The sequence below is a fragment of the Huintestinicola sp. genome, from assembly GCF_051882455.1.
Classification (GTDB): domain Bacteria; phylum Bacillota; class Clostridia; order Oscillospirales; family Ruminococcaceae; genus Huintestinicola.
Genome location: NZ_JBJERV010000060.1, coordinates 1 through 14,682, shown reverse-complemented (window position 1 = coordinate 14,682; position 14,682 = coordinate 1). Strand labels below are relative to the sequence as shown.

12 protein-coding genes and 3 tRNA genes are annotated in these 14,682 nt (G+C 49.1%); 10 read left to right on the top strand and 5 right to left on the bottom strand.

Annotation, left to right across the window (positions count from 1 at the left end):
* Nucleotides 1-26: 26 nt before the first annotated feature.
* A complete protein-coding gene (locus ACI4J0_RS07765) occupies nucleotides 27-731 on the top strand; it encodes a hypothetical protein (RefSeq protein WP_439765239.1) in 705 nt (234 codons plus the stop codon).
* A 31-nt stretch (nucleotides 732-762) separates the two neighbouring features.
* Nucleotides 763-1,458, top strand: a complete 696-nt coding sequence (locus ACI4J0_RS07760) for a flavodoxin family protein (protein ID WP_439765238.1) — start codon at nucleotides 763-765, stop codon at nucleotides 1,456-1,458.
* A gap of 49 nt (nucleotides 1,459-1,507) precedes the next feature.
* Here the strand turns inward: ACI4J0_RS07760 and ACI4J0_RS07755 are convergent, their stop codons facing one another.
* A complete protein-coding gene (locus ACI4J0_RS07755; protein WP_439765237.1) occupies nucleotides 1,508-2,677 on the bottom strand; it encodes a cation diffusion facilitator family transporter in 1,170 nt (389 codons plus the stop codon).
* Between the two features lie 362 nt (nucleotides 2,678-3,039).
* On the opposite strand from ACI4J0_RS07755, the gene ACI4J0_RS07750 reads away from it, so the two are divergent.
* The 7 genes from ACI4J0_RS07750 (at nucleotide 3,040) to ACI4J0_RS07720 (ending at nucleotide 11,459) form a co-directional block, all read left to right on the top strand.
* Nucleotides 3,040-4,068, top strand: coding sequence for a rod shape-determining protein (locus ACI4J0_RS07750; RefSeq protein ID WP_439765258.1), 1,029 nt, complete (start codon nucleotides 3,040-3,042; stop codon nucleotides 4,066-4,068).
* Between the two features lie 374 nt (nucleotides 4,069-4,442).
* Nucleotides 4,443-5,333: a rod shape-determining protein MreC gene (mreC, locus tag ACI4J0_RS07745; protein WP_439765236.1), complete on the top strand. Its 891-nt coding sequence runs from the start codon at nucleotides 4,443-4,445 to the stop codon at nucleotides 5,331-5,333.
* Nucleotides 5,323-5,889: a rod shape-determining protein MreD gene (gene mreD / locus ACI4J0_RS07740; protein ID WP_439765235.1), complete on the top strand. Its 567-nt coding sequence runs from the start codon at nucleotides 5,323-5,325 to the stop codon at nucleotides 5,887-5,889. The genes mreC and mreD overlap by 11 nt, the downstream gene beginning before the upstream one ends.
* 18 nt (nucleotides 5,890-5,907) lie before the next feature.
* Nucleotides 5,908-7,479: a PstS family phosphate ABC transporter substrate-binding protein gene (locus ACI4J0_RS07735; protein ID WP_439765234.1), complete on the top strand. Its 1,572-nt coding sequence runs from the start codon at nucleotides 5,908-5,910 to the stop codon at nucleotides 7,477-7,479.
* Nucleotides 7,480-7,712: 233 nt separating this feature from the next.
* Nucleotides 7,713-8,021 carry a Dabb family protein gene (locus ACI4J0_RS07730; protein ID WP_439765233.1) on the top strand — a complete coding sequence of 103 codons (309 nt, stop codon included), beginning with the start codon at nucleotides 7,713-7,715 and terminating at the stop codon, nucleotides 8,019-8,021.
* Nucleotides 8,022-8,130: 109 nt separating this feature from the next.
* Nucleotides 8,131-10,314 (top strand): alpha-galactosidase, encoded by a 2,184-nt coding sequence (locus ACI4J0_RS07725; RefSeq protein ID WP_439765257.1) that lies wholly within the window; start codon nucleotides 8,131-8,133, stop codon nucleotides 10,312-10,314.
* A gap of 206 nt (nucleotides 10,315-10,520) precedes the next feature.
* A complete protein-coding gene (locus ACI4J0_RS07720; RefSeq protein ID WP_439765232.1) occupies nucleotides 10,521-11,459 on the top strand; it encodes a Fic family protein in 939 nt (312 codons plus the stop codon).
* Between the two features lie 256 nt (nucleotides 11,460-11,715).
* Here ACI4J0_RS07720 and ACI4J0_RS07715 read toward each other — a convergent pair whose 3' ends face one another.
* Complete coding sequence (locus ACI4J0_RS07715; RefSeq protein WP_439765231.1) at nucleotides 11,716-12,633, bottom strand: LCP family glycopolymer transferase; 918 nt, start codon at nucleotides 12,631-12,633, stop codon at nucleotides 11,716-11,718.
* A gap of 294 nt (nucleotides 12,634-12,927) precedes the next feature.
* Here ACI4J0_RS07715 and ACI4J0_RS07710 point away from each other — a divergent pair, with 294 nt between their 5' ends.
* Nucleotides 12,928-13,770 (top strand): transglutaminase domain-containing protein, encoded by an 843-nt coding sequence (locus ACI4J0_RS07710; RefSeq protein ID WP_439765230.1) that lies wholly within the window; start codon nucleotides 12,928-12,930, stop codon nucleotides 13,768-13,770.
* 556 nt (nucleotides 13,771-14,326) lie between these two features.
* Here the strand turns inward: ACI4J0_RS07710 and ACI4J0_RS07705 are convergent.
* The 3 genes from ACI4J0_RS07705 to ACI4J0_RS07695 all read right to left on the bottom strand — a co-directional run bounded on the left by ACI4J0_RS07705 (nucleotide 14,327) and on the right by ACI4J0_RS07695 (nucleotide 14,591).
* Nucleotides 14,327-14,402, bottom strand: a tRNA-Gly gene (locus ACI4J0_RS07705).
* 7 nt (nucleotides 14,403-14,409) lie between these two features.
* Nucleotides 14,410-14,485: transfer RNA gene (locus tag ACI4J0_RS07700), tRNA-Phe, on the bottom strand.
* Nucleotides 14,486-14,514: 29 nt separating this feature from the next.
* Nucleotides 14,515-14,591: transfer RNA gene (locus tag ACI4J0_RS07695), tRNA-Asp, on the bottom strand.
* Nucleotides 14,592-14,682: the final 91 nt, after the last annotated feature.

The following is a 14,682-nucleotide window of genomic DNA, read 5'->3' as shown; positions in this document are numbered from 1 at the left end:
AAAAAGACACAGAAAGGAAAAGGAAAATGAAACGAAAAAATGTAATCGCATTATTGGCAATGTGTATGATATTCTCGGCTTGTTCGGACAGCGGGAATACACAGCTGCCGGAAATAACGGTCATAACAAAGGAGGAAATGACAGATATAATTACGGAGATCTCCTCGGCTGCCGAAACTCAGGCTGCCGCAGCCGAAACAGAGGCTGTTGGGAATGACACTTCTGCCGATACGGAAGCGGCCGCGGATATGACGGAGGAGCTTGCCGCAGAGACAAGCAGACTTATGGGTGCGCTTGATCATATTGACCGAATAGGCGGCGGAAATATCCCTATGGACGAGAATGATGTTATCGATGTGGACGGCAGGCAGTATGCAAGGGTATCTGCGCAGTTTGAAAACACCGCCGACCTTGAGGAGTATATGACGGAAAATCTTACCGACGGACTTATCCAAAGCAGATATTCAAGCATTACAGGCGGCGAGCAGCCCTGTTACATAGATGTTGACGGGGCGCTGTACGGCTATGTTACCGCAAAGGGCTGCGGATATCCCTGGATAACGGAGGACGGTATGCCTGTTATCTCCATCTCCGATGTGACCGACAGCAGCTTTATCGCAGTCACAAGGTTTGACAACTACGGCGGTGAATGTGAGATGAAGCTTGACATTGTTTTTGACAATGGGCTCTGGAAAATAGCGTCCATATCCTATGACGGGATGACATTCTGACGGTGCTTCATCGGAGGGTGAATATATCAATATGAAAATTGTAATGATACACGGACAAAATCACAAGGGAAGCACATGGAATACAGCAAATGTGCTTTTAAATAATATAACCTGCGAAAAGGAGATTGAGGAATTTTTCCTTCCGAGAGATCTGGACCATTTTTGCCTTGGGTGCTACAGGTGCATTGAGGGCAGAGACAGGTGTCCCTATTGGGAGGAAAAGAAAAGGATAGATGACGCAGTCTTAAAAGCCGACCTTCTTATATTTACATCGCCGAATTATTGTATGATGCCAAGCGCTCCGATGAAGGCGTTCCTTGATCTGTTCTTTACCAACTGGATGGCTCATAAGCCGTACAAAGAAATGTTCGGTAAGCGTGCGGTGGTCATTTCCACAGCAGCGGGTTCAGGAGCGAAAAAAGCCGCAGGACTTGTTGCGGATAATCTTCGCCATTGGTGTATTCCCGAAGTGACCGTATACGGTGTGCAGGTGCAGGCAATGAATTGGAAAAACGTCCCCGATAAAATAAAGCAGAAGATAAACAAGGATATGCAAAAGCTGGGGGCACGATTATCCAAAAATAAAAAGGTCCATACAGGCATAAGAACAAAGGCACTCTTCCTGCTTGGCTGCAGTATGCAGAAAGCGGGCTGGGGAGCCTCCCCCTCCGAAAAGGAATATTGGGAAAAACAAGGCTGGCTTGACGGTGCCAAGCCTTGGGAATGATCTGAAAAGCTGAGGGCAGCTTATCTTCGCGGATAAGCTGCCCTCGTTTTTACTGTGCAAAGTCCCGGTCAAAGGTGATGACCGTCCTTGCGCCCTCGCCGTAATTTTCACGGGCAAAGCGGTCAAACTCTGCCTTGATATCCTCTTCCTTTGCCTTGCAGTCATAAGGCACCACCACATCGAAGATCAGGGTGGGACTGCTTCCCGCAAGCATTCTGAAATCGTGGATATTGAGTCCGCCGTAAATGCCGTCTGCAAATCCCTTGAGCGCGTCTCTTATCGCCATAGCCTCCTTGTTGTTCACGTCAACGGGGTCCATATGTATGGTCATCATGATCCCAAGGCTTTCGCTGATGTTATGCTCTATCTCGTCCACCAGCTCGTGGATATCCGCAAATTTCTCCTCGCTGCTCGCCTCGGCGTGACAGCTCGCTATCATCTTTCCGGGACCGTAGTTATGCACAACAAGGTCGTGTATGCCTAGAATGCGCTCGTCTGCCATAACGATGTCCTTTATCTCCAGAACAAGCTCCTTGTCCGCAGGCTTGCCTAAAAGATCGTCCACCGTGTCACGGACGATGCCGAAGCCTGCCTTGATAATGAATATTGACACCGCGATACCCATAAGTCCGTCAATGGGGAGATTGGTGAAAAGGGAGGCTGTAAGACCGATAAGCGCCGCAGCGGTGGCAATGACATCGTTTCTGCTGTCCTGAGCGGTGGCAAGCATTACCGAGGAATTGACCCTCCTGCCAAGCTTTCCGTTAAAGGCGGACATCCACAGCTTTAAAAGAATTGAAGCGATAAGCGATACCACCGATGCAATGCCGAAGGTGACCTCCGCGGGACTGATAAGCCTCTCCGCCGATGATCTTAAAAGCTCAAAGCCCATAAGGAAAATGACCGCCGCAATTATGAGTGACGTGAGATATTCCACCCTGCCGTGACCGAAGGGGTGGTCCTTGTCCGCAGGCTTTGCCGCCATTTTGTAGCCTATCATAGTTACGATGCAGCTTGCGCTGTCGGAAAGGTTGTTGAATGCGTCGGAGATAACGGAGATGGAGCCCGACACACTTCCTATAATGTACTTGACGGCAAACAGCAGGATATTGCAGGCAATGCCCACGCCGCTGCTCAGAACGCCGTATTTTTCCCTTACCTTCATATCGGTGACATTGTCCTTGTCCCTGATAAAAAGCCTTACTAAAAAATCGGTCATAAAAACCACCTTTCATTGTATATATAAACCGCTTGCAGGAAATTTCTGTATATCCTACATAATATTACCACAAGTAATATTATTTTGCAATAACCCCCAAAAAATTTTACGCTCTGTAACAAATAACAAAACGGTTAATTTTGAAAAAAACTGTTGTAGTAAAAAAAAATATATGCTATAATAAGATATATAATGCGAAAAATATCCCCAAAAGACAAAGACAAGTCGGGAGATTATAAACATAAAAAGGAGAATGTTTGAAAATCAAAGATTTTCAAACCGAGTTTTGTTTTTCGGACTGCCGTCCGAAATTTTCTGACGAAAACCACAAAACTCTCATTGAAAGGATGGTTAAAAAAATGCTGTTTACAAAGGAAATAGGAATTGACCTGGGCACCGCCAACACACTTGTTTATATGAAGGGCAAGGGAATTATCATAAGAGAGCCGTCGGTGGTGGCGGTGGACTCGCGCACAGAGGAGCCTAAATATGTGGGACAGGAAGCAAAGGAAGTTATCGGAAGAACTCCCGGCTCCATCACCGCAGTGCGCCCCCTCAAGGACGGAGTTATCGCAGATTTTGAGATAACCTCCGCAATGCTGGACGAGTTTATCAAAAAGGCTCTCAAGGGAAGCTTTTTCTTCACCAGAGCAAACGTTATAATCTGCATACCCTCGGGAGTTACCGCCGTTGAGCGCAGAGCCGTTAAGGAAGCCGCAGAGAATGCAGGCGCAAAGAGAGTAAATATCATCGAAGAGCCCATGGCGGCGGCTATCGGCGCAGGACTGCCCGTTTCCGAGCCCGCAGGCTCAATGATAGTCGATATCGGCGGCGGCACATCGGAGGTGGCAGTAATATCCCTGGGCGGCATCGTTACCTCAAGAAGCGTCCGCATCGCAGGAGACGCATTCGACAGCGCGATCATAAACTATATCAAGAAAAAATACAACCTTCTCATAGGCGAGCGCACCGCCGAGAATGTGAAAATTGCCATAGGCTCCGCATTCCCTCCCGATAAGACGGAGAAGGAAGAGGAAATGGAGATAAAGGGCAGAAACCTCCTTAACGGTCTCCCCGAGAATATCACCGTTACAAGCGTGGAAATAAGAGAAGCTCTGGCAGAGCCTCTTACCCACGTGGTTGAAGCAATAAAGACCACTCTTGAGAAAACTCCCCCCGAGCTTGCGGCGGATATCATCGACCAGGGCATAACCCTTGCAGGAGGCGGAGCGCTTATCAAGGGGCTTGACAGGCTTATCAACAGGGAAACGGGAATGCCCGTAAATATAGCGGAGTCGCCTCTTGACTGCGTGGCAGCAGGAGCAGGAAAGGTGCTTGAGGATATCGAGAAGCTCCATGAAGTCCTCAACGACGACGCAAAATATTATTAAAAAAATAACGCATAACTAACCAAAAGCCAAAGGATAAAAGTTTCGCTCAAGCCTTTTCCAAAGGCTTGCGGGGGTCGAGGGGGCAGAGCCCCTCGTCGCCCTCCGCAGAGGGCGAAACTCCTTATCCTTAGAAGAGCTCCGCAAGGGGTGAACCCCAAAACAGTCCTGTGGACTGTTTTCAAGAGGGGAACGCCCTGCGATAGAGGGCGTTCCCCTGGGATTGTTAAGGGCTTGCCCTTAACGCAATGCGCCCAAAGGCGCATTGTTAACAGACCCAAACCAAGTAACGTTGATCCCAAGCAAGTAACATTAACCCCAAAACCAAGTAACATTAACCCAAGCAGATCATAAGCCAAAAATCAGGGTGTAAACATATGAAAGAGTTTTTTCATACAGTAAAATTCAAAATAATAGTAGCCCTGACAGCGGTGCTTATCGGGGCAATGATATATTCCGTCACCACGGGGGGATATTCCTCGGGGAGCAATTACCTTTTCGAGGTCATATTCGAGCCTGTGAGGAGCCTTTCCTCAAAGATATCCGACAAGGTCTCCACATCTCTCGATATGGTCATAAACGCCGAAAAATATTATAACGAAAATCAGCAGCTCAAGGCTCAGCTGAACGCCATCTATAACGATGTCATCGACTATGACAAGGTGCTCCGGGAAAACAGAGAGCTGAGAGTAATGCTCGAGCTTAAAGAGGAATACGATAACTATAAATTCTCCCCGCCCTGCACCGTTATCGCACGAACCACCAATGACCCCTACGGCTCATTTACCGTGGATAAAGGCGCGTCGGACGGGATCGAACCCGGCGACCCCGTCGTTACCGAAACGGGCATCGTGGGAGTATGCTTCGAGGTCTCCCCCTCCACAAGCAAGGTGAGAACGCTCTATTCCCCCAAAACTGCCGTTGGCGTGTACACCGTCCGCACAAAAGCCGAGGGCATCGCCGAGGGCGGCTATGACCTTGCCGTAAAGGGCAGGATACGTATGAGCTACATCAGCAAGGAAAGCGACATCAAGGAGGGCGATGTGATAGTTACCTCGGGAAGCGCCAATTATCCCGCAGGTCAGCTCATCGGCACCGTTGAGTCGGTACAGATGGAGCAGAACGGTCTGTCCAAATTCGCCGTTATAATCCCTGCGGAGGACCCCGGCACCCTCACAAGCGTTTTTGTCATAACCGACTACACCCTTGACGAAGTGACCGCCATAAAGACAGGACAGCAGCCGGAGGAAACGGCAGATGAACATTGAGCTTAAAAAGAAAAAGGAACGCCGCAACTACATTATAAGGCATACTCTTTTTATCCTGCTTATGGCGTTCTGCTACGTTTTCGTCTCCTCGGTGAATACGGGTGGAACGCTGCCCTTGCTGCTTATCCCCTGCGCCGTCTGCTACGCCGTAAGAGAAGCGCCCTTCGACTCGGTGCTGTACGGCTGCGTCTGCGGTCTGCTGCTGGACTCCGCTTCGGGCACTCTTACGGGCTTCAATGCACTTATACTGATGTGGTCATGCCTGATGATATCACTGCTGTTTCACTATGTCCTGAGACGGCATATCCTGAATTTCCTGTGGCTCGACCTGGCGGTGATAGTCATACAGGCAATGCTCCATTACCTTTTCTTCTACCGCCTGTGGGAGTTTGACCTGTCGGGGCTGGTTTTCAGAAAAATTTTTATCCCCGAAATGATATGGACGAATATCTGGGGCGTTGTGCTGTACTGGCTCACGGGAATAATATCGCGTGGCTTCGGCACGGTCACGGAGCATTATATCGAGGAAAAATCCGAGGATATTGTGAGAGAATGACATAAGGAGGAACACCATATGAAAAAACGTCCCCCTATTGCCTATTTCATTGCCGTACCCGCAGTAATTATCTTACTGTCAAATCTTGGCTGTCTCTTTTCCATAGACATCTCCGCTGTCATCGGCATAGCAGCACTCCCCTTATGTCTGCTGATATTTTTTTCAGTATGCTTTATTTCAGGAAGATGCCTTACCACAGGAAATCTGATAAAAGCACCCGAAAAGCCCTGTGCAGTGTATCTCCCCGCCCTCCTGCCCTTTGTAACGGGACTTGTGATAAATTTCTTTCCGAAAGCAGACAGCAATACCCCATTTGCAAGCTTTGAGCTATATGGAAATTTTATGGCAATTTTTGCCCTGCTGAATTTCTTCCAGACAGCCCTTTCGGAGCTTGGTATCGGATATCTTTTAGTCGTTAATGCTGCAGGACTTGTCAGCTTTGCCATAGGCGAGCGCAGAGCGGCGAAATCGGGCAGCATAGACCGACCGCTCCCGGGCATAAAATTTGCCGCTCCCGCAGTAATAATTCTCGCCGCACTCTTTGCAGGAGGAGAATATTCAAAATATCTCCACGACCTTTCCACTGTAGACGTTGACCCGTCGGATTATGACAGATATATCATGATGGCAGACAGGGCAGGAAGCCGGGAAGGATACGGCTTTCCCTATGAAAACGGGCTGTCAAGCGTTGACCTCAGACCCTATTATGTCGAAAACCCCGAAAATAAGCTTGCGGTTTTAAGCGAGCCGTCGGAGCTTATCATATCAGACCCCGATAAAATGCCCGTCCTTGACGGCGCGGAGGCGGCTTATCCCGTATATTCCGCGATAGCAAATGCCTGCTATGAAAATATCGGAGAAATTCAGTCTGCCGCAAAGAAAAGCGATGACCCTCTCCCCATGCCCGTCCGCTTTACAAATACCATTAAGGCGTACGAAAGCCTTATCTCGGGAGATGTGGACATCTTCTTCGGAGCAATGCCCTCTGCGGCTCAGAAAAAGCTGGCGGAGGAGGCGGGCAAGACCCTTGTAATGGTCCCCATCGGCAGGGAAGCCTTTGTATTTTTCGTAAGCGGGGAAAATCCCGTTGACGGTCTGACCTCGGAGCAGATACGGGATATCTACTCGGGAAAGACCAAAAGCTGGAGCGCCGTGGGCGGCGAAAATATTCCCATTCTTGCTTTTCAGCGCCCGAAAAACTCGGGCTCCCAGACAATGATGGAGCATTTTATGGGTGACGTGCCCTTAAAGGAGCCGTTAAAGGTGGAGTTTGAGCAGTCAATGGTGGGCGTGATAAGCGCTGTGGCAGATTATCAGAACAAGCGCTCGTCTATCGGCTATTCATTCAGATACTATGCTTCGGGAATGGTTGACGAGGGTGCAAAGAGCGGTATAAAATTCCTGTCCCTTGACGGAATTTATCCCGACACAGGTACCATACAAAGCGGCGAATATCCCATGACCACAAGCCTGTATGCCATATACCTTGAGGACAATGATAACGAAAACGTTCCTCTCCTTGCGGGCTTTATGACAGGCAGGCAGGGTCAGGAAATAATTGAAAAAACGGGATATATCCCAGCAGGCTGAGCCTGCTGCCACTCGTTCTATAGTTTTTTCGGGCGTCTGACGGACGGCTCGGTAACGGCAGGCTGAGCCTGCTGCCGCTCGTTCTAAAATTTACTCGGACGTCTGACGGACGGCTCGGTAACGGCAGGCTGAGCCTGCTGCCACTCGTTCTAAAATTTACTCGGGCGGCTCGGTAACGACACAAATAAGCAGTCCCAAAATATATTTTATATTCGGAAAGGAATGTATATAAAATGATAAAACACATCGTAATGTTCAGGCTGAAAGCCACCGAGGGAAAGACCGCAGCGGAAAATGCCCTTGCCGCAAAGGAGCTGGCAGATAAGCTGCCCTCCCTCGTTCCCACCATCAGAAAAATGGAAACGGTCATCAACTCCGACGCCGCTCCCGACAGCAATTACCACATTGCCCTTATCTGCGATTTTGACGATATAAAGGGTCTTGACGAGTATCAGAACCACCCCGAGCATAAAAAGTTCGGCGCATTTATCGCAGGCATAAGAGAAGAGGGCGGCAGAGCCTGCATTGATTACGAATACTGATAAACGAAAGGAAGTTAAACCAATGAGCCTTATCACCGCAAAGAAGATCAAAAAGGAAATAACCTACTACAAATGGCAGACAAACTCCAACGAGACCTTCACCGAGGAAATGACCCTTTTTACCCTGACGGGCAAGGGTGTCACATACGCATTCGCCGCTCTTGAAAGCGGTCATCTTGCTCATATCTATTACGGCAAGCGCGCAGACGATGAGGACCTTTCCTACCTTCTCCGCCTTGACGAAAATCCCTTTACACCAAAGGTGAACAAGAGAGATATGGGCACCTTTATGGACACCACCCCCTTTGAATATCCCGTTCACGGCACAGGCGACTACAGAGAGCCTGCAATTATGCTTATGGATAACAAGGGTATGTCCGCTCTTGACCTGAGATTTGTTTCCTATGAGATAACAAAGGGCAAGCCGATCTTAGAGCAAAAGCTCGAGGATATGACCGTTCGTCTCCCTGCCACCTTTGCGGAGGAAAACGAGGCGGAGACTGTTGCCGTTACCCTTGAGGACAAGCGCACGGGACTTAATGTTATCCTTTATTACACCGTATTTGCAGACCTCGATGTTATCACAAGAAGCGTTAAGCTCATAAACAAGGGCGCTGAGGCTTTTGATGTAAGACGAGTTCTCTCTGCCTGCGTTGATCTTGACTCCGATCAATATGACTTTATCACCCTTAACGGCTCCTGGGCGAGAGAGCGCGTAATGGAGCGGTGCAGGCTCCATCACGGCAAGCAGAGCATTGATTCCGTCAAGGGCGAGTCCTCCCATCAGAACAATCCCTTTGCGGCTCTTGTCTCCCATACCGCAGACGAGGATATGGGCGAGGCATACGGCTTCAACCTTGTTTACAGCGGAAATTTCTTTGCGCAGGCAGAGGTAACTCAGCATAAAAAGACCCGTTTCTTAATGGGCATCAATCCTTTTGACTTCTCCTGGAAGCTTGAGCCCTCCGCAGAGTTCACCGCTCCCGAGCTGGTAATGGTATATTCCTCGGAGGGTATCGGCAAAATGTCCCGCACCTTCCACGACCTCTACAGACAGCACCTTATCAGAGGTGAATACAAGGACAAGCGCCGTCCCATTCTCATTAACAACTGGGAGGCTACCTATTTCAACTTCGACACCGACAAGCTTATCGGCATTGCAAAGCAGGCTTCCGAGCTTGGCATTGAAATGCTGGTAATGGACGACGGCTGGTTCGGTCACAGAGACAGCGACAACAGCTCTCTGGGCGACTGGTTCGTTTACGAGAAGAAGATAAACGGCGGGCTTAAACACCTTGTGGACGAGGTCAACAAGCTGGGAATGAAATTCGGCATATGGTTCGAGCCTGAGATGATATCCCCCGACAGCGAGCTGTACAAGGCTCACCCCGACTGGGCGATACAGATAGAAGGACTGCCCATGACACAGAGCCGTGAGCAGTATGTCCTCGACTACAGCCGCAAGGAAGTACGCGACTGCATTTACGGTCAGATGAGAAAAATTCTTGACAGCGCAAATATCGAATACATCAAGTGGGATATGAACAGACAGCTTACGGAGGTGGGCTCAAACGCCCTCCCCGCAGACCGTCAGAGGGAGCTGTGGCACCGCTATGTGCTTGGCGTTTATGATGTGATGAACAGGCTCACCACCGATTATCCCCACATTCTCCTTGAAAACTGCTCCGGCGGCGGCGCAAGATTTGACGCAGGTATGCTGTTCTATTCTCCTCAGATATGGACATCAGATGATACAGACGCCATCGAGAGACTCAAAATTCAGCACGGCACATCTATCTGCTACCCTGCCTCCGCAATGGGCGCCCACGTATCCGACTGCCCCAACCACACTGTGGGCAGAAGCACCCCCTTCTCCACCAGAGGAAATGTGGCAATGGTGGGCACCTTCGGCTATGAGCTTGACGTTACAAGGATACCAGAGGCGGACAGGAACGAAATTCCCGGTCAGATAGAGATGTTCAAGAAGTACAATCCCCTTGTGCGCACAGGCGATCAGTACCGCATAGGAAACGTGTTCGAGGACAATATGTGGGACGCATGGATGTTCGTGGCAAAGGACAAGAGCGAGGCTGTTTTCACCTTCGTACAGGTCCTGGGCAGACCCAACTACCGCAGCAGACGGATCAAGCTCAAGGGTCTCGACCCCGAAAGAAAGTACAAGAACCACGAAACAGGAGAAATTCACACAGGCGCAGCCCTTATGAACTGCGGCATAAACGTAAATCTCTCGGGAGATTTCCAGTCCAAGGTGGTTTACTTTACGGCTGAGTGATTTTACATATTGTAATATTATTTGAATTTTATACAGATAATAAAATCCGTCCGTTTATTCGGGCGGATTTTTTTACTATTTGTAATATTATGCATAAATTATACTAATAATATTATAATATCAGCATTTTATTGAATAACCACTTGAAAAATAGGGAACAATATGATATAATAATCACAAAAAAGTTCCCTATAAGGAGGTCTGAAATGGAAAACAACTATACGGTAATTGAAGATCTGCTCACCCGGAAAGCAGATCTTCAGGCGCGGCTCAATCTCCTGCCCTATGACGGCACTCCCGAAATAAAAGAGCTGAGCGGAAAAAAATATATCTATATCCGCAAACGTGTGGCAAGCAGGCTCACATCGGAATATGCAGACGTTTATTCCGACGAGCTTTATCAGCTGCTGCTCAGGAATGCACGTGAAGCACGGGAGCTAAAAAAACAGATACGGAGAGTAGAAAAAGAGCTTGCTTCTCTCGGCTACTTAGAAACAGAGCTGCCCGAACGGGTGATATTGAATATTGACTTTGCCCGGGCGAATATGAAAGCGAACATCTATGACCAGGCTGTCCTCGAAGGAGTGGCGACCACCTTCCCTCAGACGGAGGATATAATCGACAACGGCAAGGTATACGGTATGACCGCCTCGGACGTTCAGAAGATACTGAATTTAAAGCACGCCTGGGAATTTATTATGGACAAGGACGTTATCAGCTATCCCACCGATTATTCCATACTCTGTCATATTGCACAGCTTGTTAATGAAGGCTTTTACACCTACGGCGGCAGGATACGGGGCGTACCCGTAACTATCGGCGGCACCTCATACATTCCGCCCCTGCCCATTGAGCAAGTGGTCAAAGAGAGCCTTACCGATATACTCAGTTCTGAGAAGGAGCCTGTTGACACCGCCATTGACCTTTGCCTTTACTGTATGAAAACTCAGATATTCAATGACGGCAACAAGCGCGCAGCAGTAATTTTTGCAAATCATTACCTTATCTCAAAGGGCGGCGGACTGCTCGTTATCCCCGAAAGCTGCGTTCCCGAATTTAAAAGGCTGCTTGTGACCTACTATGAGGACAGAGATGACGGAAGTATCTATACATTTATGAAAAGCAGCTGTTGGAAAACCTTCTGAAATATAGGGAACATTTTATGCGTTTTAAACATAAAATGTTCCCTATAGCAAGACACAGAAATAGACTGACAAAAGGAGGCGAGTGCAAAGCTTGAAGAGTTAGGAACGAACCCGCAGGCAGGCTTGCCGCCTGTCAAGGGTGAGTGACGACACTATTCAAGCTTTGAACCGCCGAACTTGGCAGGATATTTTTGTGGATCGCTATAAATAAATTACAGCCCCTCTCCGCTTTCGGAAAGGGGCTGTAAAAGTATCATCATTCCATAGCAAACCAGCGGGGCAAAGCGTCCACAAAGGCTTCGTCAAGCTGATAGCAGCCGTTTTCGTTGTAGGTGCCCGAGGGGATAACAAGCTGGGCAGGTGAGGAGGTGTTCTCAAGCACATAGTCTATGGCAGGCTTATCATCTTCATAGTCGTATATGGTGATGTCCGTTTCGATATCGCTGTTGACGATGTCGGTGAAGACCGTGTCAAGTCCGTCTCTGAGAATACCCCTGCTGCCGGAGTTCAGAAGCTCGGCGGCAAGATTTCCCACCACCTTTGCGCGGTATTCCTCTCCGCCCTTGTAATCGGGATAGCACATCACCTTTCTCAGGGTATTGGTATCAAGGAGCTGATTTCCGCTTCTCAGAACAATGGTCCTGCCCGAGGCAGCGTCATCAATGGTGAGATTGTAGGGAATGTCAAAGTCAACATTGCCCATAAAATCGGCAAACAGAGCAAAGCTGTCCTTTGTGAATTTCAGATATCTGTCAACGGTAAGTCCCGTAAACTTTTCAACCGCTCTCTTAGCCTGTGCTGTGCCGCCCAGACGGTAGAATTCATAAAGGGTGTTGGCAGTTCCGTCCAGCTCGCAGGCAATGTCCGTCTGCAAAGGAACAAGCACCGCCTTGTTGTCCGCAGGGGCGAACCTTGCAAGCAGGAAATTCGTAGAGGTCTGGGATTTTCCGTCCTCATAGATAAAAAGGACTGTGCGGCCTTCCCCGAATATGGGGACATATTCTTCATTGCCCGCGGAAGGATCCTGCATTACGATATCGTCCATACCGCCTTTGTCAGGCTCTTTTTCAAGGTAGTTCATTATAAACAGATATCCGCCTCCGCCTATGAGCAGGAGGGATATTACAATGGTGAGAAAATAAGTTGCCGCTATTTTGGCGGATCTTTTTGACATAAGCACTTTCCTCTCTTATATACTAAAAGTATATTTTGCCTATATAACACTATATGTAGAATATGCAGTATTCCTGCACCCTCCTTATATTAGCACAACTTAATTCAATTTGCAACAGTATATCCATTTTGATTACAAGTTGTAATATTTGTGTAATAATTATCACTGAATAAAGGGACATTTTCCCCTGTTTTTTCATTTTTTACTCATCATATTCATACGGAAATAACATTTGCATAGTATAATTATATGAGAATATTTTGTCAAATTAAATGAAAGGCAAGCGTCAGACAAATGGAAAAGTCCTTATATCCCGGTGTGGCAGCGATCGGAGCCCTGCTTCTTACAGCGGCAGCCATATCTGCATCAATTATATATGTAAAACGGCAAAGCACCGGATTTGAGGAGCTCGTTCCTGCGGAGACTGTCTACACCCGTGAGGAAAAAGCCGCCGACAGCTTTGAACGGGGCGACAGCTTCACCACCCCCTACGGCACTTTTACGCCCTTTGACAGCGTTATGGATATAAACGAATATATGACCAAAAATCCCGTTATCCTCACACAGGAGCAGACCCTGCCCTACATCTGCGGCGAAAACGGCGACCCTGAGGAGATACTCGGGACTGTCCGCGCCCTGTCCGACGAGATATGCAGAAATGCCGAAAGCGACCTTGACAAGGCTATGGCTATCGCGATGTGGGTGGGGGTAAACACTGCATACGATTTTGACGCGGCGGCTGTTTCTGCCGACCTGAGCGTTACAAGCCTTGAAGCGGTGATAGGAAATGATTTCCGAACCACCTGCGGCGGGTTTGCAAATCTTTACTCCGCTCTTTGCAGCGCTCAGGGGATATACTGCCTTAGCATGAAGGGCGGCACCTCCTCCGACGGCTACACAAGGGCACAGCTTGAGACTGCCCCCGCAAACCACGAATGGAACGCGGTATTTATTGACAATAAATGGTACTACGCGGACTGCACATGGATATCGGATCTGAGCTATGAAAACGGCGAGATATCGGGCGGCGGAAGCATAACGCCCTTTTATGCGCTGTTCGGCTTCGGTGAGATGAGCGTTGAACACCGCATTGACAGATGCGAGTATCGGGATTTCGGTTTTGCAGGCACAGACTGAGGCAGGCGGGGGCGGGGGCGGGGGTCGCCCCGCGGCGAGAGCGGGGGTCGCCCCGCGGCGAGGTCGCGCTGTCGGTTTGTGCGGATTGGTTTGCTTTGTCTCCGCGCCTATAGATTTTGTATCGGCGCGACATATCGGAATATATCGGTCTGTATATTTGTACCGTTACCGAGCCGATAGTCTGCCGCCCAAACAAACTACAGAACGTCTCGGCGGGTGACGACCCGCGGCGAGGTCGCGCTGTCGGTTTGTGCGGATTGGTTTGCTTTGTCTCCGCGCCTATAGATATGGCAACAGCCCGACATATCGTGATATATCGGGCTGTATATTTGTATCGTTACCGAGCCGACAGTCTGCCGCCCAAACAAACTACAGAACGTCTCGCCGCGGGTCGTCACCCGCATATCGTGATATATCGGGCTGTATATTTGTATCGTTACCGAGCCGACAGTATGATGCCCGAATAAATTACAGAACGTCTCGCCGCGGGGCGTCCCCCGCCGCCGCGGGTCGTCACCCGCAAAAAAAACGCCGAGACTATTGTCTCGACGAATCGTGGAGCGGATTACGAGGCTCGAACTCGCTACCTCCACCTTGGCAAGGTGGCGCTCTACCGGATGAGCTAAATCCGCATATTTATGGTGCCTCCGGACGGAATCGAACCATCGACACGGGGATTTTCAGTCCCCTGCTCTACCGACTGAGCTACAGAGGCAAATTTAACAGCTTTTGCTGCTAAGAAAATGGCGACCTGGATGGGACTCGAACCCACGACCTCCGCCGTGACAGGGCGGCGTTCTAACCAGCTGAACTACCAGGCCGAATTATGTGCGGAGCTGAAAAATCAGCTCCGCTCAATTTGGTGGGAACAATAGGGCTCGAACCTATGACCCTCTGCTTGTAAGGCAGATG